This is a genomic window from Flavobacterium sp. ABG, from assembly GCF_001027725.1.
Classification (GTDB): domain Bacteria; phylum Bacteroidota; class Bacteroidia; order Flavobacteriales; family Flavobacteriaceae; genus Flavobacterium; species Flavobacterium cupriresistens.
In genome coordinates this window covers 153,177-175,365 of the sequence record NZ_LEKS01000010.1, presented here as the reverse complement: position 1 = coordinate 175,365, position 22,189 = coordinate 153,177, and the positions used below count along the sequence as shown (strand labels likewise).

Annotated in this window: 17 protein-coding genes; 2 read left to right on the top strand and 15 right to left on the bottom strand. The window is 35.9% G+C overall.

The window, feature by feature from the left end:
- The coding region (locus AB674_RS12630) for a T9SS sorting signal type C domain-containing protein (RefSeq protein WP_053004255.1) at nucleotides 1–2,541 on the top strand (2,541 nt) is incomplete at its 5' end.
- 84 nt (nucleotides 2,542–2,625) lie between these two features.
- On the opposite strand, the gene AB674_RS12625 is transcribed toward AB674_RS12630, so the two are convergent.
- The 8 genes from AB674_RS12625 to AB674_RS12585 form a co-directional block, all read right to left on the bottom strand.
- On the bottom strand, nucleotides 2,626–3,792 hold the full coding sequence (locus AB674_RS12625; RefSeq protein ID WP_047777088.1) for a beta-ketoacyl synthase N-terminal-like domain-containing protein: 1,167 nt from the start codon (nucleotides 3,790–3,792) through the stop codon (nucleotides 2,626–2,628).
- Nucleotides 3,793–3,919: 127 nt separating this feature from the next.
- Nucleotides 3,920–5,191, bottom strand: coding sequence for an adenosylmethionine--8-amino-7-oxononanoate transaminase (bioA, locus tag AB674_RS12620; RefSeq protein ID WP_047777086.1), 1,272 nt, complete (start codon nucleotides 5,189–5,191; stop codon nucleotides 3,920–3,922).
- Between the two features lie 27 nt (nucleotides 5,192–5,218).
- Nucleotides 5,219–5,836 (bottom strand): dethiobiotin synthase, encoded by a 618-nt coding sequence (gene bioD / locus AB674_RS12615; RefSeq protein WP_047777084.1) that lies wholly within the window; start codon nucleotides 5,834–5,836, stop codon nucleotides 5,219–5,221.
- A 74-nt stretch (nucleotides 5,837–5,910) separates the two neighbouring features.
- Nucleotides 5,911–6,525, bottom strand: coding sequence for a hypothetical protein (locus AB674_RS12610; protein WP_047777082.1), 615 nt, complete (start codon nucleotides 6,523–6,525; stop codon nucleotides 5,911–5,913).
- Nucleotides 6,515–7,018 (bottom strand): RNA polymerase sigma factor, encoded by a 504-nt coding sequence (locus AB674_RS12605; RefSeq protein ID WP_047777080.1) that lies wholly within the window; start codon nucleotides 7,016–7,018, stop codon nucleotides 6,515–6,517. Before AB674_RS12605 ends, AB674_RS12610 begins: the two co-directional genes overlap by 11 nt.
- Nucleotides 7,019–7,025: 7 nt before the next feature.
- Entirely contained in the window at nucleotides 7,026–7,889 is an 864-nt protein-coding gene (locus AB674_RS12600; RefSeq protein ID WP_047777079.1) for a TraB/GumN family protein, read from the bottom strand.
- Nucleotides 7,890–8,304: 415 nt separating this feature from the next.
- A complete protein-coding gene (locus AB674_RS12590; RefSeq protein ID WP_047777076.1) occupies nucleotides 8,305–8,709 on the bottom strand; it encodes a GxxExxY protein in 405 nt (134 codons plus the stop codon).
- 41 nt (nucleotides 8,710–8,750) lie between these two features.
- Nucleotides 8,751–9,887, bottom strand: a complete 1,137-nt coding sequence (locus AB674_RS12585) for an aminotransferase class I/II-fold pyridoxal phosphate-dependent enzyme (protein ID WP_047777111.1) — start codon at nucleotides 9,885–9,887, stop codon at nucleotides 8,751–8,753.
- Nucleotides 9,888–10,148: 261 nt separating this feature from the next.
- Here AB674_RS12585 and AB674_RS12580 point away from each other — a divergent pair, with 261 nt between their 5' ends.
- Nucleotides 10,149–10,955, top strand: coding sequence for a DUF3667 domain-containing protein (locus AB674_RS12580; protein ID WP_165579377.1), 807 nt, complete (start codon nucleotides 10,149–10,151; stop codon nucleotides 10,953–10,955).
- Between the two features lie 80 nt (nucleotides 10,956–11,035).
- Here AB674_RS12580 and AB674_RS12575 read toward each other — a convergent pair whose 3' ends face one another.
- The 7 genes from AB674_RS12575 to AB674_RS12540 form a co-directional block, all read right to left on the bottom strand.
- Entirely contained in the window at nucleotides 11,036–11,317 is a 282-nt protein-coding gene (locus AB674_RS12575) for a F0F1 ATP synthase subunit epsilon (protein WP_047777070.1), read from the bottom strand.
- 93 nt (nucleotides 11,318–11,410) lie between these two features.
- The gene (gene atpD / locus AB674_RS12570; protein WP_047777068.1) at nucleotides 11,411–12,922 is read right to left on the bottom strand and encodes a F0F1 ATP synthase subunit beta; all 1,512 of its coding nucleotides are present in this window, start codon (nucleotides 12,920–12,922) and stop codon (nucleotides 11,411–11,413) included.
- Nucleotides 12,923–13,156: 234 nt separating this feature from the next.
- Nucleotides 13,157–14,683, bottom strand: a complete 1,527-nt coding sequence (locus AB674_RS12565; RefSeq protein ID WP_047777066.1) for an SGNH/GDSL hydrolase family protein — start codon at nucleotides 14,681–14,683, stop codon at nucleotides 13,157–13,159.
- Between the two features lie 85 nt (nucleotides 14,684–14,768).
- The gene (locus tag AB674_RS12560) at nucleotides 14,769–17,600 is read right to left on the bottom strand and encodes a TonB-dependent receptor domain-containing protein (protein ID WP_047777065.1); all 2,832 of its coding nucleotides are present in this window, start codon (nucleotides 17,598–17,600) and stop codon (nucleotides 14,769–14,771) included.
- Between the two features lie 369 nt (nucleotides 17,601–17,969).
- The gene (locus tag AB674_RS12550; RefSeq protein WP_047777062.1) at nucleotides 17,970–18,437 is read right to left on the bottom strand and encodes a hypothetical protein; all 468 of its coding nucleotides are present in this window, start codon (nucleotides 18,435–18,437) and stop codon (nucleotides 17,970–17,972) included.
- Nucleotides 18,438–18,712: 275 nt separating this feature from the next.
- Nucleotides 18,713–20,563 (bottom strand): glutamine--fructose-6-phosphate transaminase (isomerizing), encoded by a 1,851-nt coding sequence (gene glmS, locus AB674_RS12545; RefSeq protein ID WP_047777060.1) that lies wholly within the window; start codon nucleotides 20,561–20,563, stop codon nucleotides 18,713–18,715.
- Between the two features lie 9 nt (nucleotides 20,564–20,572).
- Nucleotides 20,573–22,180 (bottom strand): DUF4270 domain-containing protein, encoded by a 1,608-nt coding sequence (locus AB674_RS12540; protein ID WP_047777059.1) that lies wholly within the window; start codon nucleotides 22,178–22,180, stop codon nucleotides 20,573–20,575.
- Nucleotides 22,181–22,189 lie beyond the last annotated feature (9 nt).

Genomic DNA, 22,189 nt, shown 5'->3' with positions numbered 1-22,189 from the left:
ACCGTAACTTTAAGATATTTAACTACCGGAAGCAAAACGGTAACCGTTAATTATACCAACACCAATAGTTGTACAGCAACTATGGCAACTTCATCAACTGCAACTACAGTTAATGCTCGACCTATTGTAACCTTTACAGCTCAACCGGGAGTAAGTACCTGCGTTGGGACAAATGTTACCTATACTACTGAAGCTACTATGTCTAGTTACGTTTGGGTATTCCCTGGAACTGCCGGAACAGATTACACTATTGTTTCAGGAGGTACAAGCACAAACAATACCGTAACTTTAAGATATTTAACTACCGGAAGTAAAACGGTAACCGTTAATTACACCAACACCAATAGTTGTACTGCAACTACGGCAACTTCATCAACTGCAACAACGGTTAATGCGCTACCTATCGTAACGTTTACTGCTCAGCCGGGATCAAGCGCTTGTGTGGGGACAAATGTTACTTACACCACTGAAGCTGGTATGTCTAATTACGTTTGGGTATTCCCCGGAATTGCCGGAACAGATTACACTATTGTTTCAGGAGGCGCAAACACAAACAATACCGTAACTTTAAGATATTTAACTACTGGAAGTAAAACAGTAACGATTAACTATACAGATACTAATAGCTGCATAGCAACATCTGCTACATCTTCTACAGCAACAACAGTAAACGCAGGACCAACAGCCCCGATAGTAGGCACAATAACACACCCAACCTGTATAATAGCAACAGGAAGTGTACAATTAAGTGGCTTACCTACTACAGGAACCTGGACCTTAACAAGAACACCGGGTGCTGTTCAAACAACAGGATCAGGAACAACAACTTCAATAACAGGTCTTGCTGCTAATACTACCTATACTTATACTGTTAGTAGCGGTGCATGTCCGTCTGTATCTTCAGTCAACGTTGTTATAAACCCAATACCTCAATTGGCAACCTGGAATGCAGGATGGACCAATGGGCCTCCAACAATTAATCAACCCGTTCTTTTTGAAGGAGACTACACGTCAACAACGGATGTAAATGCTTGTAGCTGTACAATAGGCTTAACAGCTAAAGTTGTAATTAGCATTGGAAATACTTTAAAAATTACCAATGGTCTGACAGTTGCAAACACAGCGAGCCTGACTTTTGAGAACAATTCAAGTTTAGTGCAAACCAACGATGACCCTACTATCAATTCAGGGATCATCACCTACAAACGCAAAACATCACTTCGTCTTACTGATTACGGATACTGGTCTACGCCTGTAAATCCTAAAAAATTAGTAGATGTATCTCCTTTAACTTTGTCTGATAAATACATGGGCTTTAATGGAACAGGCTGGGTCATCACCAATTCAAATACCGAAATGACAATTGGTAAAGGTTACATTATTCGTGCTCCGCAAACCTTTTCTAATGTAGATAGAGCGGATTTCACTGCTGAATTTAAAGGTACTCCAAACAATGGTGCTCTAAACGGTGAGACCGTAGAGGCTGATAAGTTTTACCTCATCGGTAACCCTTACGCATCTGCTCTGAACGCTAATAGTTTTTTAGATGACAATCCTTTCATGAACGGAACGCTTTATTTCTGGACACACAATACCCCTATAGGCGGTTCAAATGGTCTGAAATATCTTGCTGATGATTACGCTGCTTTTAATCTAACAGGGGGAGTAAATACCAAAGCACCTACCGGCGATGATGCACCCGGAAATAACGATTCTGAGCCATCCGGTTATATCGCTGCAGGACAATCTTTCTTTGCAAGTGCGGCTAGCCCAGGAACAGTTTCTTTTAAAAACTACATGCGAGAAGGTGGCGCAAATAACGGTCAGTTCTTTAAACCGGCAAGACCATCAAAAGAAAAATCAACCAGAAATCGCATCTGGATTAACATTATCAACAAAGAAGGAATTTTCAAACAAACGCTTCTTGGTTATGTCAACGGTGCAACAAATAGTTACGAAAACAGATATGACGGTGAATCTTTTGACGGTAATCCTGCTCTTGACTTTTACAGTATAAACAACGATCGTAATCTTGTTATTCAAGGACGTGCTCTGCCTTTTACAGACACTGATATTGTTCCTTTAGGATATCGTAGCGCCGCTGCTGGTGATTATACCATCTCAATAGGAAAAATAGAAGGCGATCTGATCAATCAGAACATTTTCATTGAAGACAAAACGACAGGAAAAATCCATAATTTAAAAACAGCGAAATATACCTTTAGCACCGCAAAAGGAACTTTTGCAGATCGTTTCGTACTGCGTTATACAGATAAAACATTAGGAACGGGAGATTTCGAAAACACCGAAAACAATGTTTTTGTTACGGCTAAAAACAAAGTAATAAAAGTAATCTCTGCAAAAGAAACGATTAAAGAAGTTACGATTTATGACGTTTCAGGAAAACTACTTTATAACAAAAAGAAAATTGGTGAAACGGAATTGCAAATAGCAAATTTACAATCCGCTAATCAGGTTTTATTGATTAAGGTCATCTTAGACAACAATCATACAACCACCAAAAAAGTTATATTTCAATAAGATATAAACACCGATTTAAGCATAAAAAAAATCCATTTGTTCAGACAAATGGATTTTTTTTATGCTTTATTTTAATGTTTTCAATTAAGCCTTTTCAATTAGAATACTGACCGCATTACCACCAAAGCCAACGGCATTAATCAATATTTTCTTTAATGGCTTACTCTGTTTTTGTACTTCGGCAAAAGGAACATTAACAAATGTATTGTGCTGCAACATCAAAAGAGCAAGTTCCAGACTCAATATTCCGGAAGCTCCAAAAGTATGTCCGATCTTCCATTTATTAGTCGTTAATAAAGGTATTTTAGCCCCAAAGACTTTTTCGATGGCGCGCAACTCCGTAAGATCTCCTTTTATGGTTCCGGGAGCGTGCATGACTATCGCATCAATTTCTTCCGAATTAGTATCATTTAAGGCCATTTTCATGGACTTTTGAAAACAATCCGCTTCTGCAGAAATCGAAATATTATGTTCTAAAATTTCCGTTGCGTAACCAACACCTGTAATATAGGCTATAGCATTTTCCTTCTCTCCGGCTTCGAGACAACACACCGCAGCTCCTTCGCCCAAGATCATGGTGTTTTGCGTTTTCTCAAAGTCAAAAGCAAGATTAGGCCACGACTCTTCCTCCTGATCAACACGGGAATATATTTTTAGGGCTCTCATCTGAGCGATCGTAAAATCGGTCAAAGGCGCTTCACTCCCTCCTACCAAAAATTTATCCGCCATTCCTGATCTCAACCACGCCACACCATTTAAAAGAGCATGAAGCGCTGTTGAACAAGTAATCGAATGCGAAATTTCCGGACCAATACTTTGTAGATCGTGCGCAATCCATGACGAGATATTACCCAAAGTTGTGGTTGGGGAAGCTAAAGTCTGTGCTTTACCGGTATCGATATATTCCTTATAATGCTTTTCGAATAAATCGGTCGCACCACGGGAAGAACCTATATTTATTCCGAAAACGTCCTCTTTATTCCAACCTGCTTTTTCGACCGCTTTTCGCGAAGCAGTCAAAGCAAACAGAACAGAGTCGTCTAAAAATTTGTATTTAATATCCGATTCACGAACCTCGGCTACAATTTGTTTTGATTCAACATCCAAAGCCGCAACAGAAGTTTGCTGCTGATCTAAAAATTGCTTCGAAAAACAATGTTGATTATCCAGATATTTTTCCCAGATTTCTTCCGCATTATTACCCAATGGAGAAATAGAAGAGAAAGCTGTTATGGAGATTTTTTTATTCAATGTTTTTTATTTAACCGCAAAGTTCGCAATGTTCCTGCAAAGTTTGCAACGTTTTTAAATATTTAAGCTACTAAAGTCAACTAAACTTTGTTTAATGAACTTATATAACTCATATGGCTTAAATCAATTAGACCATATCAATTGCCTCTTCGATAGTCGAATAGACTTTTTGAAGCTGCGCATCAGTCATAATATATGGAGGTAAAATGTAAACAATATTACCAACCGGTCTTAAAATAACTCCTTTTTCAATAAAGAAATTGTAAAGTTTGGTTCGCATCGAACCGTAATAACTTTCTTCTGAATCTGATTTTATTTCAACTGCAAAAATAACCCCTAAAGCTCGGGCAGTAATTACTTTTGGATGGTTCTCGATTTTCTTCTGAAAATTTAGATGACTTTTATTTATTCTTTGAATGTTGTCCTGCATTTCATCCGTTTGCAACAAATCAATACTAGCCAAAGCCGCTGCACATCCGGTTGGATTTGCCGTAAAAGTATGACCGTGGAACAAGGCTTTATTAATATCATCATCATAAAACGCATCAAAAACCTCCTGTGTAAAAGTCGTAATAGCCATTGGAATAGTACCTCCCGTCAATGCTTTCGACAAACAAATCATATCGGGTTCTTCGGTAACATAATCCATTGCAAAGGTTTTTCCGGTTTTACCAAAGCCCGTCATTACTTCATCGGCAATGGTTAAAACTTTATTCTCTTTACAAATTTGAAGTAAGGTAGCCAAAGCTTCTGGTTCGTACATAACCATTCCTGCTGCACCCTGAACTAAAGGTTCAAAAATAAATCCGGCACAAGTATGGTTTTTAATCACGGCTTTCAATGCATCAAAACTTAACTGTTCCGATCCTTTCACAGGAACCGGAATTCGTACTACATCAATAAACATTCCTTGAAAAGCTTGTGTATAAAAAGAGATTCCGCTTGCCGCCATAGCCGCAAAAGTATCTCCGTGAAAAGCATTTTCAAAAGCAATTATAGTGGTTCTTTTTTCATTTTTATTGAAAAAATATTGCAGTGCTACTTTTATAGCCACTTCAACCGCTGTTGAACCATTATCTGAAAAAAATATTTTCTGCTGATTCTTTGGTAAAATTTCAATAAGCTTCTCCGCCACTTTTATCGCAGGTTCATGCGTAAAACCGCCGAACAAAACATGCTCTAAAGTCGTTAATTGCTTGTAAATCGCATCGGCAATAAATTTATTACTGTGCCCGAACGGATTTACCCACCACGATGCAATCGCATCAATATATTCTTTATTATTCTCATCCCACAACAAAGCGCCTTCTCCTCTCGAAATGGCTATTGGAGTTTGCGCGGTTTTATGCTGTGTATAAGGATGCCATAAATATTGGCTGTCTTTTTCTGTTAAGGTCATCTAACTTTAGATTTTAGAATATTGATTTTAGATTGCTAACAAATTCTCGCGGAACAAATCTGCGTACTCCCGGATTACATTTTGATCAAAATAAGGTTCTTCCTCTATTCTTCCGATGCATTTTACCGCTGTTTTATTCAAAATCAAATCTTCGGTAGCTTTGTTTTCGTTTCCGCTAAAGATAATTCCGGCCACCTCAAAACCTCTGTTTTTTATTGCTTCAATAGTCAATAGAGTATGATTGATGCTTCCCAAGTAATGCCTTGAGACTACAATCACTTTGTAATCGGATTGAATTAAATCGACAATTAAATCGGTTTCATTCAGCGGAACAAAAATTCCACCGGCTCCTTCTATTACCAAATGATTATCGGTTTTTGGCTCTTTGATTTCGCTCAATTCAATTCTTACTCCATCAATTTCTGCTGCCAAGTGCGGACTTGCAGGTGTATTCAACCGATAACTGTTTTCTAAAATACGGGATTTAGAATTTGAAATTTTTGACTTGATTTTATCACTGTCCGAGTTATCCAGATCTCCGGCCTGAACAGGCTTCCAATAGTCGGCTTCTAAAGCTTCAACCACAATTGCAGAAGTCACCGTTTTACCTACATCTGTAGAAATTCCTGTAATAAATATTTTCATTGCTCTCTTTTAATAGTATGCAAAAATACCAATAAAAACAACAAACCCATCATTACGATGGGTTTGTTGTTTAACTACTCTTCTTTTAATTGATCTATAACCTTCTTTATTTCTTTGGCGTACTTGCCATAAAAAAAATGAACCCACCACTCTAAGCCCAATCCCATCGAAAGAATCGCAAAAACAACCACCGAAAAAACACTTATAATTTCTGCATTGCTAAATTCAAACATCACAAAATCAGCCTCTTTTGAAGACTTAAAATAAACAAAAACAACTAAATACAAGATCATAAATGGCGTCAATGCAAACCCGAACGTTTTATACAATTCCATATTTAATCTGATATCAAAATAAGTCTCGTATAAACTGTCCTTTGTACTTAATGCAACGGTGTTCAATCGCTTATAAAATAAATACAGCTTCGCCAAATAATATATCGTAACAGCGACAGCCATACTGTATAACAAATAGAAAGGCACAATAAATTTTTGTTCAAACGAACAGATATAAGGCACAAATCCGATTAAAAAAACTAAGACAACCTGTAAAATTAGCTCGTATTTCAGATTTTTTCTGATCCTGTCCAAAGGTGTATTGGCAGACCTGATTTTCTCTAAATTATCCGGAAGAATGATCGAATCCGATTTTTCATTGTTCCATGCGTTTTGTATGTCGTTAAAATCCATATCCCTGATTTTTTATTATTTCTTTTAGTTTTTCTTTTGCTCTGTTTAATTTTACTCTGGCATTTCCCTCCGAGATCCCTAAATTATCTCCAATTTCTCTATGTGAAAATCCTTCTAATTGGTAAAAAATAATTGCTTTGTCTATTTTTTCTAATTTTTGAACTGCTTTATAAAAATGGTCAATCTGACTTTCTTTTATGTGCGAATCATCCTCCTCATCTTTAATATTCTCTGAAGCAATCTCGTATTTATCAACCTTCCGTTTTTCTTTCTTTAGGAAAACAATTGCCGTATTAATAGCCACCCGGTACATCCAGGTCGAAAATTGGCTTTCATTTCTAAAGGACTCATACGATTTCCAGAGCTGACAAACAATTTCCTGAAACAAATCCTGTTGATCATCGGCCGTATCCATGTACATTTTCGACACTTTGTACAAGATTCCTTTATGACTTTCTATTCGATTTAAAAATTCTTTTTCTTTCTCTTTCAAAATAGCTCTAATTCATCACTGGTTTTACTGTGTATCCCGCTTTTCTCAACAAATTAATTATTCCTGTATCACCACCCAAGTGAGCCGCTCCAACTGCAAAAAAGACACTTTCCTTTTTCATCTGCTCCGGCATAATCTTGATCCAATTAGCATTTCTATCGTCAAGCATGTATTTCTTAGCTTTAAGATTCATTATTTTTTCATCTGTCGTCAATTTATACAAAGACTCCATATCTTCATTTTTATAGTTGGCTACTAATTTAGTCGTTTCATCAGCACTTGTTTCTTCGAGCATAGCAATCATTTCAACATCAGAATAGGCATTTTCAAAACTCTCGCATTGCGATTTTACGGTTTCAAGCCCTCCAACCTCAATTTGACGTTTTTTTGCCATTTCGATAAAATTCAATTCATAAAATTTCAGGTCAGTACAACCAAAGCTTTTCATTGAGATCAGACTCATTACGGTCAACAAACTAAAACTATCCACCTGTTGTATCGTCATTCCGGCATTTTTTTGCAGAATTAGATTCAGTTTTGACAATTGCTCTGCAGTTAACTTTTTGCTTAACGGCTCTTTCCCCATTGCCACTCCCTGCAACTCCACCATCTCTTTAGGGTCGGCAAAATTAATTTCCAGTACCAATTTATCTGATTTCTCGAATGCCTTATTTGTTTTTTCAGAAAGAAAATAATCTCCTGCGCAAATCATATGAACGGTTCCATACAAATAAGATGGTTTAGTTAATCCTTTTCCTGACACTTCCCATAGAAGAGAATTTTCTAATTTAGGAGTATTGGTCTGAGCGTTGGTTGTTCCATTAAAAATAAATAGTACTATAGCAATTGTTGATTTTATAAAATTTTTCATTTTGTTGATTGATTAAAATTATTTGGTTTAATTATTTAAAAATTCTTCTATTTATTCACTGATCTTACTTTTTTGCCAAAAAACTACAGCCAATAAAAAACAGGACACAGCACTAATAAGAAAGTGTTTGTTCGGATGGTTTAACAAAAATTGATTCACCACCGCAAATCCAAATACAGCCGAAGTAAAAAAGATAGAAATAAAATGGAAGCTTTTTGATTTTGATAAAAGTGATATTGTTTTCATAATGGTTTTGATTTATTTGATTACGACTCGTAAGTAATCAAAGCATAAAAACGTTACAAAAAAAATTATTTTTTTTTCAGAAAGCGAGAAAACACAGCAGTTTCTAGAGTAGCAAACCTTTTAATCCATACCCTTTATGGCTGGTCACTGATCTAACGGATTATACGGATTAACGCGGGTTATTAATGTTGGTTTTTCTGTTGTTTGTATAGATTAAACGTTTGAAATCCGGTGTTTCACCAAAATTCAGAACTAAACCAACTTCAATACGCGTGCACCTCAAATAATTCAATAATTGAGAAATGTGCGAACTAAGTAAACATTCGCACGCCTTAAGTTCAACAATTATTGACCCTTCAATTATCAAATCAGCATAATATTCACCAACAATCTGATTTTTATAATATACCTTAATTTGTTTCTGCGCCTCTACTTCATAACCCTGAGATTTTAACTCAAGATACATCGCATTTTGATACACTTTCTCAAGAAAACCATAGCCAAGCTCGTTATAAACATCGTAAAACACACTTAGAATGGGCTTAGAAACTTCTCCATGTAATAAATCACTCATTATTTTCAGTGTAAACCCGCTTAATCAGTTTAATCGGTGAGCTAAAATACGAAATTTCCTAATAATATTAAAATCTGACTGATTTCCTCTTCCGAATTATAACTATGAATACAGAAACGAAGTCTTTCCTGCCCTTCCGGAACGGTTGGAGAAAGTATTGGTTTTACATCAAACCCTTTATCTTGTAGTTGTTGCGCTAGTTTTTTTACATTTTCATTGCCCGGAACGATCGCTGACTGAATAGCCGATTTACTTCGAACAAACATGGGCTTCAAACCCAACAAGTTTTTTTGCTGATTAAAAAAGATAATATTCATTCGTAACTTCTCGATAACCAACTTTTCAGTTTCCAAATGTTGGTAAGCAGTCAGAATTGTAGATACCGAATGTGGAGACAATCCCGTAGTATAAATAAAACTTCTGGCAAAGTTGATTAGATATTCTTTAAGTTCAACACTCCCTAAGACAGCTGCTCCATGGCAACCCAACCCTTTTCCGAAAGTCATGATGCGGGCGAAAATACGATTGTGCAACTGCAAATACTGCATTAATCCTTCTCCTTTTTCCCCAAAGACACCCAAAGTATGTGCTTCATCAACCACCAGAAAGCAATTGTATTTTTCAGAGAGTACGACCAGTTCTTCTAAATTTGGACTATCTCCATCCATAGAAAAAACAGTTTCGGTAACAATGTAAATAGTCGTATCCGGAAATTTAAGAATAAGTCGTTCTAAATCTTCAAAGTCATTATGGTTAAATCGATAGGATTTGGCATTAGACATGATAATCCCATCACGAATCGAAGCGTGACTCAATTCATCATACAGAATAACATCATTTCTTTGCGGTACAGCGCCAAAAAAACCAACATTGGCATCGTAACCCGAATTAAAGATTAAAGCTGATTCAGCATCATGAAACTGCGCTATAAAAGATTCAGTGATTTGATACAACGAATGGTTCCCTGAAATTAATCGTGATCCCGTCGCTCCATTCTGAATGAGTTCGTTTTCGATTAAATAATGATGTGCAAGTTTAAAAACAGATTCCGATTTAGAAAACCCAATATAGTCGTTAGAAGAAAAATCAACAAGATTATTAAAACTTGGTAATTGTCTCAGCGAATTATTTTGCTTTCTGTTTTCAAGCTTTTGGGTAAGATTTTCGGGTAATTTCATAAAAGCAAAGTTATGAAATTCCAAATTATGAAATTCCAAATTCCAACTTTTCGAATTCTATCTTTTCAAAAAAGCTTGCGCGAAATCCTGTTTGTTTAAGCGAATGAGACTATTTATAAAAATCATTCGGCTCTGCAAAAAACGCAACGTATCATTAGCGATTAACATAAATAGTATTGTTAATTAAAATATTAATATTTCTAATTTTCAATTCACAAACTGATTATGAGTAATTTGTATATTGCATTAAAAAAGAGAAGAATGAAGATTATTTGCAAAAACTGTGAAACAGAAAATTATCCGGATTTTAATTATTGCCCTGAGTGCAGTCAAAGAGTAAATTTGCATCGTATAAGTCCGCACGAGATTTTTCATGAAGCAATTCATTATTTTTTACATGCAGACAAAGGGATTTTTCAACTTATTATGTCTTTGACATTAAAAAGCGGAACTGTAGCTAAGGAATATATCAATGGCAAAAGAAAGAAGTACTTTCCCCCACTTAATTTTTTCTTATTGGTTGCCGCTATCTTTGTTTTCATTTCCAATATCCCAAAAGAAACACCTCCAATTGATATCCCAAAAGAAAATCAGGAACTTAGCGCTATTTCAGATCCTGTTCAAAAAGAGAAAATCATACATCTTTATGAACGAAAAGAAAAAATGTTTCATTTCATAAAAAAATATTCTAATCTAATGGCGATGATGGCGCTACCGCTACTTGCCTTTTTTTTCTGGCTGTTTTACAAAAAAGAAAACTACAACTATACAGAACATCTTGTGGCAGGTATGTACATGCTGGGCTTTTGTATACTCGTCAATACGCTTTTAATTTTACCCATATCTTTATTATTCCACTTATCGACTAATTATCAAGCTTTGTTTTTTCTACTGTTTCAGCTCTTTTATTTTACACTCTTTTATTATAAGTTTTTAAATAAAGACACCAAACTTCAACTTGCAAAAACCTTTGCAGTAAGTGCTTTGGGGATCATATCCTGGTCAATTATATCAGGACTTACTGTACATACTTATATTTCGAGTGGTTTTTGGGGAATACTACAATAACACAAAGTCGTCAATCTAAAATAAACAAAAAACAAAAAAGCCAGACAATGTCTGGCTTTTTTACTTATTCTAAAATCGTCTTAGTCTGCTAAAACAATAATCTTATTGTCTTTCATTTCGATAGTACCTGATTCAATTTCCAAAGTATAGGTTTGATCATTTACTTTCGTGAATTTACCCGCTACTTCTTTAGAAAAACTGAAGCTTGAAGCTACAATTTTAACAGTTCCTTTTTCTAAAATAGAAACAATAGGAGCGTGATGATTCAATATTTGAAAGCTTCCATCAACTCCAGGTACTGTAACCGAAGTTACTTCTCCTGAAAATAATTTTGCTTCTGGTGATACTATTTCTAAAGTCATAACTATTTTTTAAAATTCCAAATTATAAAATTCCAAAATCCAAAATTGGAATTTGGAATTTTTATTTTTTTAAGTTTATCAAGCTTGGCTTGATTATGCTTCAGCCAACATTTTCTCTCCAGCTTCGATTGCATCCTGGATAGAACCTTTCAAGTTGAAAGCTGCTTCAGGAAGGTGATCTAATTCACCGTCGATGATCATGTTGAATCCTTTGATAGTATCTTTAATATCAACCAAAACTCCAGGAATACCTGTAAATTGCTCCGCTACGTGGAAAGGTTGAGATAAGAAACGTTGTACACGACGTGCTCTTGATACAGATAATTTATCTTCTTCAGATAACTCTTCCATACCTAGAATCGCGATAATATCTTGCAATTGCTTGTATTTTTGAAGGATCTCTTTTACTCTTTGTGCACAATCGTAGTGCTCATTTCCTAAAATTTGAGGAGTCAAAATTCTTGAAGTAGAATCTAACGGGTCAACCGCAGGATAAATACCTAACTCAGCAATTTTACGAGACAATACTGTTGTAGCATCTAAGTGAGCAAAAGTTGTAGCCGGTGCCGGGTCAGTTAAATCATCCGCAGGAACGTAAACCGCCTGTACAGATGTAATAGATCCTTTGTTTGTAGAAGTAATACGCTCTTGCATAGCTCCCATCTCTGTTGCCAAAGTTGGTTGGTATCCTACTGCAGAAGGCATACGTCCTAAAAGTGCTGATACCTCAGAACCTGCTTGTGTAAAACGGAAGATGTTATCAACGAAAAACAATACGTCTTTACCTTGATCAGTTCCAGCTCCATCACGGAAATACTCCGCAATAGATAATCCTGAAAGTGCTACACGAGCACGAGCTCCAGGTGGCTCATTCATTTGTCCGAAAACGAAAGTAGCTTTAGACTCTCTCATTCCTGGCATATCTACTTTAGATAAATCCCATCCTCCATTTTCCATAGAGTGCATGAAATCATCACCGTATTTAATAATACCTGACTCTAACATCTCACGAAGTAAGTCATTTCCTTCACGTGTTCTTTCTCCTACTCCTGCGAATACAGAAAGTCCACCGTGACCTTTTGCGATATTGTTAATCAACTCCTGGATCAATACCGTTTTACCAACACCTGCACCACCAAACAATCCAATTTTACCTCCTTTTGCATAAGGCTCGATCAAATCGATTACTTTAATACCTGTGAATAAAACTTCTGATGAAGTTGATAAATCTTCAAATTTTGGAGCTTGTCTGTGAATAGACAAACCGTTTTCTCCTGTTTTTGGCAAGTTTCCTAAACCATCAATTGCATCTCCAATTACATTGAATAATCTACCATATACGTCTGGACCGATTGGCATTTGGATTGGATTTCCTGTTCCAACTACTTCATATCCTCTACTCAAACCGTCAGTTGAGTCCATAGAAATGGTACGAACAGTGTTTTCTCCAATATGAGATTGTACTTCTAGAACTAATAATGTTCCGTCTTTTTTTGTGATTTCTAATGAATCATAAATTTTTGGAAGTTCAACATCCTTTCCGTTGAAAACTACGTCAACTACTGGTCCAATGATTTGAGCAACTTTTCCTATTACTTTTGACATTACTTATGTATTTATTAAATAGCTATTTAGGTTTATCGAAAATACCTCTTTTTTCAGAGCGCAAAGATAAATTTTTAAAATATAAAATCAATATTTTTTTTATAAAAAATACTACGATTTTGTTTGATTCCTAAAAGTCAGGCCCAAAATCGCCAAAAAAGTATTTTTTAACAAAATAAAAAAAAGCCAGCATGGTCTAAAACCAAGTGGCTCTTTTACTAAAAAAAATTGGCTTTATTGTATTACTTTAGGATATAGTATCTGATACTTTCCTAAATTAACTCCTTTTAAGTTTGATCCGTACTTAAGATTGATCGCCTCTATAAATTTATTTGCAATCAATGCATACCCTCTTGGTGACGGATGCACACCATCTAAAGAAAAGGTTCCTCCGGTTACAAACGTCGATGTCATTGTGTAACCATCTACCACAATTCCGGCAGTAGACAAATCTTCCATCACCTTTTTCGCATCAACAAAAGCTAAGCCGTTTGCTTCCTGAGCTGCTTTAATACTCACATTATAAGCATCTGTAGCCGTTCTGATTTCGGCTATTTCGGCTGGGATCAGAACAAACTTGTCCTGTAACGGATAAGTAATTCCAAACTTGTCTAATGGAGCCGGTGGCGCCATTCCAATTCCTGAATTAGCAGCAGTCGGAGCTGTCCCGATAGCCGATCTTGTGGTTAAAAGCACTAAATCTGTTGCTGTAGCCTGACGTGCCTGACCAAAAACCAATCCATAAAAAGCAGCGGTCTGCGCTCCTACTGAAGGCGTAAGAACTGCTGTAAGCTGTGCGGCTAAATTTGGCAAAGACTCGTCTTTTATCAACAATGGATTTGCAGCAGTAAGAGACAATAATTCAATTCTATTGGTTACACCTAGATAATTTAACGCCCCTTTTAACGGTCCGTACAATTGTGCATTAAGCGCATTAATAGTAGCCGTTCCAACAGCAGCATTCCCATTACCCAAAACCGAAATCGTTAATGGATTATAAGGAACTGTTGTAAAATGCGGCAGTGTATTGATATATGGCAAGTTTGCCACAACTCCTTTTTTCCCGTTTTTAGATAATTCTGTTGCCAGATTTTTGTAAACAGCATCAAAAGTAGCAGGAGCAGTAATCGGGTTTGATCCGTCTCCACCAGTTGTAGCATACCCTAAAACATCATTACCACCAATCCACAAAGAGAAGAAAGTAGGATTTTGAGCCAAAGCATCTGCCAAAACAGTTGCCGTAGGCGAAGACGCTATTCTACCGAAATAAGGATTGGCAGTCGCATATCCGGCAAACGCCAAATGTGTTGCTTTTGCACCCGGGATACCCATATTGCTAAAAGCTCCGGTCAAATGTGTACTAATATCTGTACCCGAAATACCACTTACCGGAAGAGGTGTACTTGTTGCTACATCCAAATACAATCTAACACCAAGCGACGGTACCTGAGCACCTCCCGAAGAAAACCCTCCAAGATTGTCCGCCATAAAAGGAGTTGAAAAAACACCCCCTCCTACTAATGCAAATTGCTGTGCCAGTATATTTGGATAGGCATTTGTCTGACCTGCTTTAAACAAAGCATTATCTGAAAAACCAGCCGCAAAAGAATCTCCTAAAGCTACGTATTTCGAAAAATTCGCTGTCCCCGAGGTCAAGGGCTGTCCATCAGATGAGTTTACCACAGCCGCAGTATCATCATCGCTATTACAGGCCATAAAGGTAATCGAAACCAATAAAAGCCATTTGAAATTTTTTATCATGATTTAGTATGTTTTATAATTATCCTTTTCCGAATTCGAGATTCCAAAAAGCGAATAAAATGTTTGTTACGTCCGTTAATTCAAATTATGGGTTGATTGTCCAAGAAGCAAAATACTGTTGACCGATTAATCCGGCACCAAGTACCTGAGCATATTCTTTTCCTCCAATATTTGCAGCTCCTAATTTTACAACTGATTTTAGTTTTGGAAGTGCATAGTTAATCTGTGCATCAATTACAGTAGCCGATTTGATTATACCATCAGCAAATGTAGATTCCCATTTGTATTCGCTGTTCCATCTTCCGCTAACATTAAATCCGAAGTTTTCGAATAATTTCTCATTCCCAACAGATACTTTCACTCTGTGTTTCGGCGTATTGAACCCAGCTTCAAAACTTGGATCTTTTGCCTGATCAAAGTCAAATTGAGCATAGTTGTAATTCACACCTAATTCGTAATCAGCAATTATTTTTTTAGAAAGACCAACACCAAACCCAAACGATTTAATCTCAACATCTGTATTGGTATACAACTGATACGCTCTGTAATTCCCGTTCTGAAGTGCATGAAGCGTTTGGACTCCTGGATTTGCAGGCCCTAACAAAGGATTCGGCGAATCTTGTGCTGTACCATAATAAGGCGCTACCACATTTAAATTCCCAATAAAGTGATTATAGATATTGTAATAAGCATTAAGATCTATAGAAACATCATTAATAAAAGAACGATACCCAAGTTCAAAAGCCTTAACCTCTTCCGGTTTAACATAATCTACATTTGTTTTTCTCAAAAGTGCTGATGCAGCAATAGGATTACTTCCCGCTAATGCACTAAAGGCTCCCACAGAACTTGCCGTATAAGAATTACCATAAGCATTTTGACCATTCATTATAACTGTAGGCCCGCCGGCAAACATCTGACCTTGTGCCGTTGCAACATTTAAAGTCTCAGTAAAACGCAATAAATTATCCGGTGCAGAACCTAACAACACCGCATTTCCAACATTAAATCCAATATACTGATCTTGTGTAGATGGATTTCTGAAACCGGTTTGGAATGATCCTCTGAAATTATGATTCTTTTTCTCTCCTCCGGAATAAACCAAAGACACTCTAGGAGAAAGATTACCATCGAAATTTTTTGATTTATCATAACGAATAGAACCCGTAAATTTCAATCTTTCATCTAAAAACTTTTTCATCACCTGTGTATAGGCACCATATTCACTATAATTAATAGGCCCATCTGCATCTGTGTAAATCCTGCCGTGAGAATTTAACTCATACAATCTATAAGATCCTCCGACTTGAATTTCAACAACTTTTATCAAATCCTTAAAATTATAATTTAAATCAGAATGGTATATTCTTGAATTATCAACCAGTTTTGAACCTGTAAGCACACTCTCATCAGCAATTACCTGATTAAAAGCATTCTTAAACGCTGATGTTCCCGGTAAAAAACGCCCAGTATCTGCAGTAGCTCTTGCAGCTCTATGAGCATTTTCAGGTGTCATTCCTCCTAAAGTTGCTTGCGCATAAGCTCCCGCATACTGACCAAACCAGGTTTTATCATCTTTCCATTTTCTATTTACATTAATCCCTGTAAATACCATATCATAAGAATGCCCACCATCTTCTGAAGTTGTGTATCCTCTTAAGAAGAAGTTTCTTCCTTTAAATTCGATTTTATGTTGTTGCATAAAAAAGTCATTCAAGTAATATCTATTCGCTCCTTGATAAACCGCATTTCCGGTACCAAATTTACTTTGCCAGATAATTTCTAATCTGTCATCTCCAAAAGGTCTTCCGTGTAATGAAAAATCAATTTTAGTATTTCCAGCTTTGTTGTTGGTAAGATCAATTTCGTTATAACCCGTTCTACTAACATTTGTATTTGGCAACAAATTCACAGCAGCTGCCGGCAATAGACCTAAAGCAGCTAAAGACTGTCCTACGCCTTTTATATTTGTAGAAACTTCGTCTCCGTATACATTTATTCCATCATAGTTAATATTGCTTCTGTCAATTCCCGCAATTGTTTTATCATTATAATTTGTTGCATACCAATCTGTAGCTTCCATATAAGTAAAGTTGGCTTTGGCGGCAAAATATTTATTAAACGCATGTGAAAAACGCACTCCAAAATCGTAGTAATTATTTACTCCTGCGGCATCTTGTGAGGTCATTCCGTATTTAAAATAAGCAGATACCCCTTGATAATTGAATGGACTCTTACTATTCATAAATAAAATTCCGTTAAAAGCATTTGCTCCATACAAAGCAGATGATGCACCCGGCAACAACTCAACACTTTGAACATCTATTTCGGAAACACCTATTAAATTCCCTAAAACGAAATTCAAAAGAGGTGATGAATTATCCATACCATCTACCAATTGCATAAAACGGGTATTGGCTACAGTCGCAAAACCTCTTGTATTGATTGATTTAAAAGACATACTACTGGTATTCATCTGTACTTCTTTGAGGTTTTCCAAACCATCATAGAAAGAAGGAGAAGCTGTTTTTTTAATATCCTGAATTCCCATTCTTTCAATAGTTACCGGAGATTCAAGCACTCTCTCAGGAGTTCTGGAAGCAGAAACTACGATCTCATTCAATTTAGTTTCTTCTTCTTTTAACATTACCTCTATTTTTTGATTCAAGGAGGTTACATTGATTGTTTTAGCCTCAAAACCTACAGCCGTCACTTTAATTGTAAAAGGCGGTTTAGTAGAGACATTCAATTTAAATGTACCATCAAAATCGGTAGAAGCTCCGGTAGAACTTCCAACCACGACAATATTAGCACCTGGGATTGCTTGCCTGTTCGCATCGGTAACAGAACCGGTAATTGAATTCTGCGCAAAAGATATTCCGCTGAAAAACAACATAATTAATAAATAGACTCTCATTTGGTTAGTTTTTGTTAGTTTATACTACCAAAATACAAATAATTTCCATATGTATAAAAAAATGTTAAAATAAACTGATATTCGACATGTTTTAATTGATAATTATGACGATTTAGCAATGCCTTTTATTAAATTAAAATCAAATAATAAACCCTATGCAAAACAATTACTATGCATACATATTATTTTTGAAGGAAAAATTACGGATTTACTAAAAATACACCGTTCAGAAAAAAAATCTGATAATAAAAAAAAGCGAGACCTAAATCTCGCTTTTTTAACATTTAATATATTTTAATCTTTTATTCTATCGTAACTGATTTTATTAGCTACGTGGTTGACTCACATTATTCTATATATTTGAGCTTTCTATTTTTTTCCTAACCTTTCAAATTTACCTATTAACTCATTTAATAGTACAACTTCCTCACTATTAATCAATCCTTCTTGCTGGTAGGGTACTATCACATCTATTACAAAATCATATTCACGAATGTTATTAATCTTTTTTCGCTTTAGGATTTTCAACATCTTATTCTCTCGTTTATAAGGCAAGTTTTGCTTTTTTATTTCTTTCCAAAATTCCTCAACACAATTACCACCACCTTCTTGAAAGTATATAAACACATCATTAATCACATATTTCAAACTCTTCAAAGTCTCATATCGTGGTTCCGGGTTTAAAGCTCTTTCTCTACATTCTAAATAAGCTTCTACAAAGACATCTGATGTTTTAGTGTCCCACTCATTAGGTGTATAATTTCTAAAACAATAAATCGCAATATCAATTACCTTACTTATAGCATTCTTTGCATTTATATAACTATCTTTTGACATGTACTTTTCTAAACTAATAAACTTCCCGACTTAATTCCTTACAAAACATACACTTTTTTAAACATTTCCGAACTCACCTAAGGCATCACCAGTTCTTATTTTAATTATTTCAACCTCTCTTATTATACAGCATGATGACCAGATAATAATTAAAAAGCTAAATACTCCGAGACATTTTATTAATCAAAAAGAAAACAAAAAAATGCGACAAAAGTTTGCCACAAAAAAAGCGAGACCTAAATCTCGCTTTTCTAAAATCTATATGTTTTTAGTATCTATTCTACTGTAACTGATTTTGCCAAATTACGTGGCTGATCTACATTACATCCTCTCATTACCGCAATATAGTACGAAAGTAACTGCAATGGTATAGTAGTAATTAGCGGAGATAAAGCATCCGAAGTTTCCGGAATTTCGATCACATAATCCGCTAATTCGCGAACCTGAGTATCCCCTTTGGTCACAACAGCGATAATTTTACCACTACGTGATTTAATTTCCTGGATGTTACTAACGATCTTATCATAATGACCTTGTTTAGGCGCAATTACAATTACCGGCATATGCTCATCAATCAAGGCAATTGGACCGTGCTTCATTTCTGCCGCCGGATATCCTTCTGCATGAATATAAGAGATCTCTTTAAGTTTTAAAGCACCTTCAAGCGCTACAGGGAAATTATATCCACGACCTAAATACAAACAGTTTGGAGCATCTTTAAAAGCTGCTGCAATCTCCTTTGCACGATCGTTTGTTTCTAATGCTTCGGCTACTTTCTCTGGGATTATCTCTAATTCCTGTAAGTAGGCATGAAAATCACTATTTGACAAAGTTCCTTTAGCTTTACCTAATCGCAAAGCAATCATTGTTAAAACCGTAATCTGAGTTGTAAATGCTTTAGTTGAAGCTACTCCAATTTCCGGACCTGCGTGTGTATAAGCACCTGCATGGCTTTCTCTTGAAATAGAAGAACCTACCACATTACAAACTCCGAATACAAAAGCACCGTTTTCTTTTGCTAATTTAATAGCCGCCATAGTATCAGCCGTTTCTCCTGATTGAGAAATAGCGATTACCACATCATCTTTATTGATGATCGGATTACGGTATCTGAATTCAGAAGCATATTCTACTTCAACCGGAATACGAGTGAATTCTTCAAAGATATACTCAGCCACTAAACCGGCATGCCAAGAAGTTCCGCAAGCCACGATTAAAATACGCTTTGCATTTAAGAATTTCTCAATATTATCCTCAACACCAGCCATTTGAACAATTCCTTCATTTGCATGAAGTCTTCCTCTGTATGTATCCTTAATTACACTTGGTTGCTCGTAAATCTCTTTTAACATAAAGTGATCATAGCCTCCTTTTTCAATCTGCTCCAAATTCATCTGAAGCTGCTGAATGTAAGGGTCAACCAAAGAATCATCCTTTATTTTTCTAACTTTAAGTGGTTTATGCAATCTGATGTTTGCCATTTCACCATCCTCAAGATAAATTGCATTTGACGTATACTCAATAAAAGGAGATGCATCAGAAGCAATAAAAAATTCACCTTCTCCAACACCAATAGCCAAAGGGCTACCTAGTCTTGCCGCCACAATTTCATTTGGATTCTTTTTATCAAAAACCGCAATTGCGTAAGCACCCACAACCTGATTTAAAGCAATCTGAACTGCTTTACCAAGCTTGATACCTTCATTTTTCTGCACTTCTTCAATCAGATTTACCAACACTTCTGTATCCGTATCTGATTTAAAAGTATAGCCTCTTTTTATTAATTCTTCTTTAAGAGGTGCATAATTCTCAATAATTCCATTATGAATAATTACCAATTCTCCGGAATTAGAAAGATGTGGGTGTGAATTCACATCATTTGGCACCCCATGAGTTGCCCAACGGGTATGTCCGATTCCTATAGTTCCGTTTGTAGTAAATCCTTCTTTAGTCTTAGCTTCAAGATCTGAAACCTTACCTTTTGTTTTACAAAGTTTTATGCTTTCCTGGCCATCATACAACATAACCCCGGCACTATCATATCCTCTGTATTCGAGTCGTTTTAATCCCTTAATAATAATAGGATACGCCTCTCTATGACCTATATATCCAACAATTCCACACATATATATTTATTAATTTGGTTTCGTGTAGTAAACTTCAAGCCTCAACCTTTTAGCCTCAGGAACCGTGGATGTTCCTCCAAACAATACTGTTCCTAACGGACTTATAACGGATGCTTTTGGCGCATCTGTAATAACATCATTTTTCAATTTCAATTTATTCGAACCGGCCGTACTTATATCTCCGGTAACCACTAAGCCCAATTTAACATTAACTGCCGTAGTGTTTCTTATAATATTTCGAATATGATTTGTTAGCCTGATTTTATAAGTAGTTCCCTTTTTACTGGTAGGATCAACATTAATTATACCACTATACACTACTTTTCCCATCGCTGCTCCACTACCGGTAGCATCTGTTAAATAGTCTAAAATAGGGGTATTATTTGTTAAATCATACAAATAAATTCTTTTAGGTTCACGAGTGCCAACTGTTGCATCCGGTATTCCAAGCATCTTCTCTGAGTCAATATGAAAAACTAAATTAGCTTCATTAACCATCCATTTTTTTGCTCTGATGTCTTCCAGTTTTGAACCAAAAGCATTCAACTCAATAACAGCAAGAGACCCTTGACCCCCTTTTAAATAAAGTGATTCATCACCTGTAACCTTATTTTGAGCAGAAATAGCATTTTGATACGTTGGGACCTTAACATCATTCAACAAACTTGCTGTTGCACCACTTAGGTTAATAACCATAGATTTATCCTCTGTTGTAGCTTCCGGATCCGTAGTGCTATCCGTTTTCACTTTGTATTTTATCGTAATTTTCCCTTGCGCAAAATTCAACAAAGCCATATTTCCAGGACTACCGCCTGCTTTTTCAACTTTAAAATACAAGCCTTTAAAATACTGTTGAAACACATCTTGCGAAGAAAGATTTGCAGCAGTCGCTTTTAAAATTTTAGTTTTAAAAAATTCCTTATTCAAATTCAGACGCATTTGCGGAATAGCTTTAGTTGTAGTTATCACACCCGTCGTCGGGTCTCTTACATCATCAGAACGCTCAGATGAATCAAAAAAGAACTCCGCATTTTGTGACTTATCGCCACTATCATTCAAAAGTTTACCGCTATTCACCTGATCTTTAAACGTATTAAAATCAGCATTTTGATCTGTATAGTACAACTGTGCAAACTGAGATCCGTTATCAAAATAAGAAGAACGCATTTGAACACCTGATTCATAAACACTTAATTTAAACTTTTCTCCGGGTTTACCATAAATAGAATCTAACACATAAGTCGTTACACCATTATTAGTACTTGTCGCATGGCTAAAATAAGGGATAGATAGTGTTACAGTTTCAACTTCCGGATTAGGATCCTTACTAATAGTCGGAGCGTAACTCTCAAGTGCAACCTGAGTAGCATAACTCGCTGTTCGCTCTCCAAAAACACCATCGTTATAAATACCTAAAGCACTATTTGTGAATGCATTTGACTGAATCGGGCTAATTTCCTGATCGTAAGCCACAACATCGTATTTTTCAGATTCTAATCCGAAATGATTATCTCCAATCAAATCGTCGCCAATGGCGTTAAAATCTTTGTCACAAGAATATAAAAGAACAACTGATGCAATTAATAGCGTTTTCTTAAAAAAAGAAGTATTATACATGTTTTATAA

Bases quoted from the DNA above. Each gene is read 5' to 3' on its own strand.
- AB674_RS12575 (WP_047777070.1), bottom strand. From the start codon at position 11,317: ATGACTTTAGAAATAGTATCACCAGAAGCAAAATTATTTTCAGGAGAA.
- bioD (WP_047777084.1), bottom strand. From the start codon at position 5,836: ATGAAAATATTTATTACAGGAATTTCTACAGATGTAGGTAAAACGGTG.
- glmS (WP_047777060.1), bottom strand. From the start codon at position 20,563: ATGTGTGGAATTGTTGGATATATAGGTCATAGAGAGGCGTATCCTATT.
- AB674_RS12580 (WP_165579377.1), top strand. From the start codon at position 10,149: ATGAAGATTATTTGCAAAAACTGTGAAACAGAAAATTATCCGGATTTT.
- AB674_RS12550 (WP_047777062.1), bottom strand. From the start codon at position 18,437: ATGTCAAAAGATAGTTATATAAATGCAAAGAATGCTATAAGTAAGGTA.
- atpD (WP_047777068.1), bottom strand. From the start codon at position 12,922: ATGTCAAAAGTAATAGGAAAAGTTGCTCAAATCATTGGACCAGTAGTT.
- AB674_RS12600 (WP_047777079.1), bottom strand. From the start codon at position 7,889: ATGAAAAATTTTATAAAATCAACAATTGCTATAGTACTATTTATTTTT.
- AB674_RS12610 (WP_047777082.1), bottom strand. From the start codon at position 6,525: ATGGATTTTAACGACATACAAAACGCATGGAACAATGAAAAATCGGAT.
- bioA (WP_047777086.1), bottom strand. From the start codon at position 5,191: ATGACCTTAACAGAAAAAGACAGCCAATATTTATGGCATCCTTATACA.
- AB674_RS12590 (WP_047777076.1), bottom strand. From the start codon at position 8,709: ATGAGTGATTTATTACATGGAGAAGTTTCTAAGCCCATTCTAAGTGTG.
- AB674_RS12560 (WP_047777065.1), bottom strand. From the start codon at position 17,600: ATGAGAGTCTATTTATTAATTATGTTGTTTTTCAGCGGAATATCTTTT.
- AB674_RS12585 (WP_047777111.1), bottom strand. From the start codon at position 9,887: ATGAAATTACCCGAAAATCTTACCCAAAAGCTTGAAAACAGAAAGCAA.
- AB674_RS12565 (WP_047777066.1), bottom strand. From the start codon at position 14,683: ATGATAAAAAATTTCAAATGGCTTTTATTGGTTTCGATTACCTTTATG.
- AB674_RS12540 (WP_047777059.1), bottom strand. From the start codon at position 22,180: ATGTATAATACTTCTTTTTTTAAGAAAACGCTATTAATTGCATCAGTT.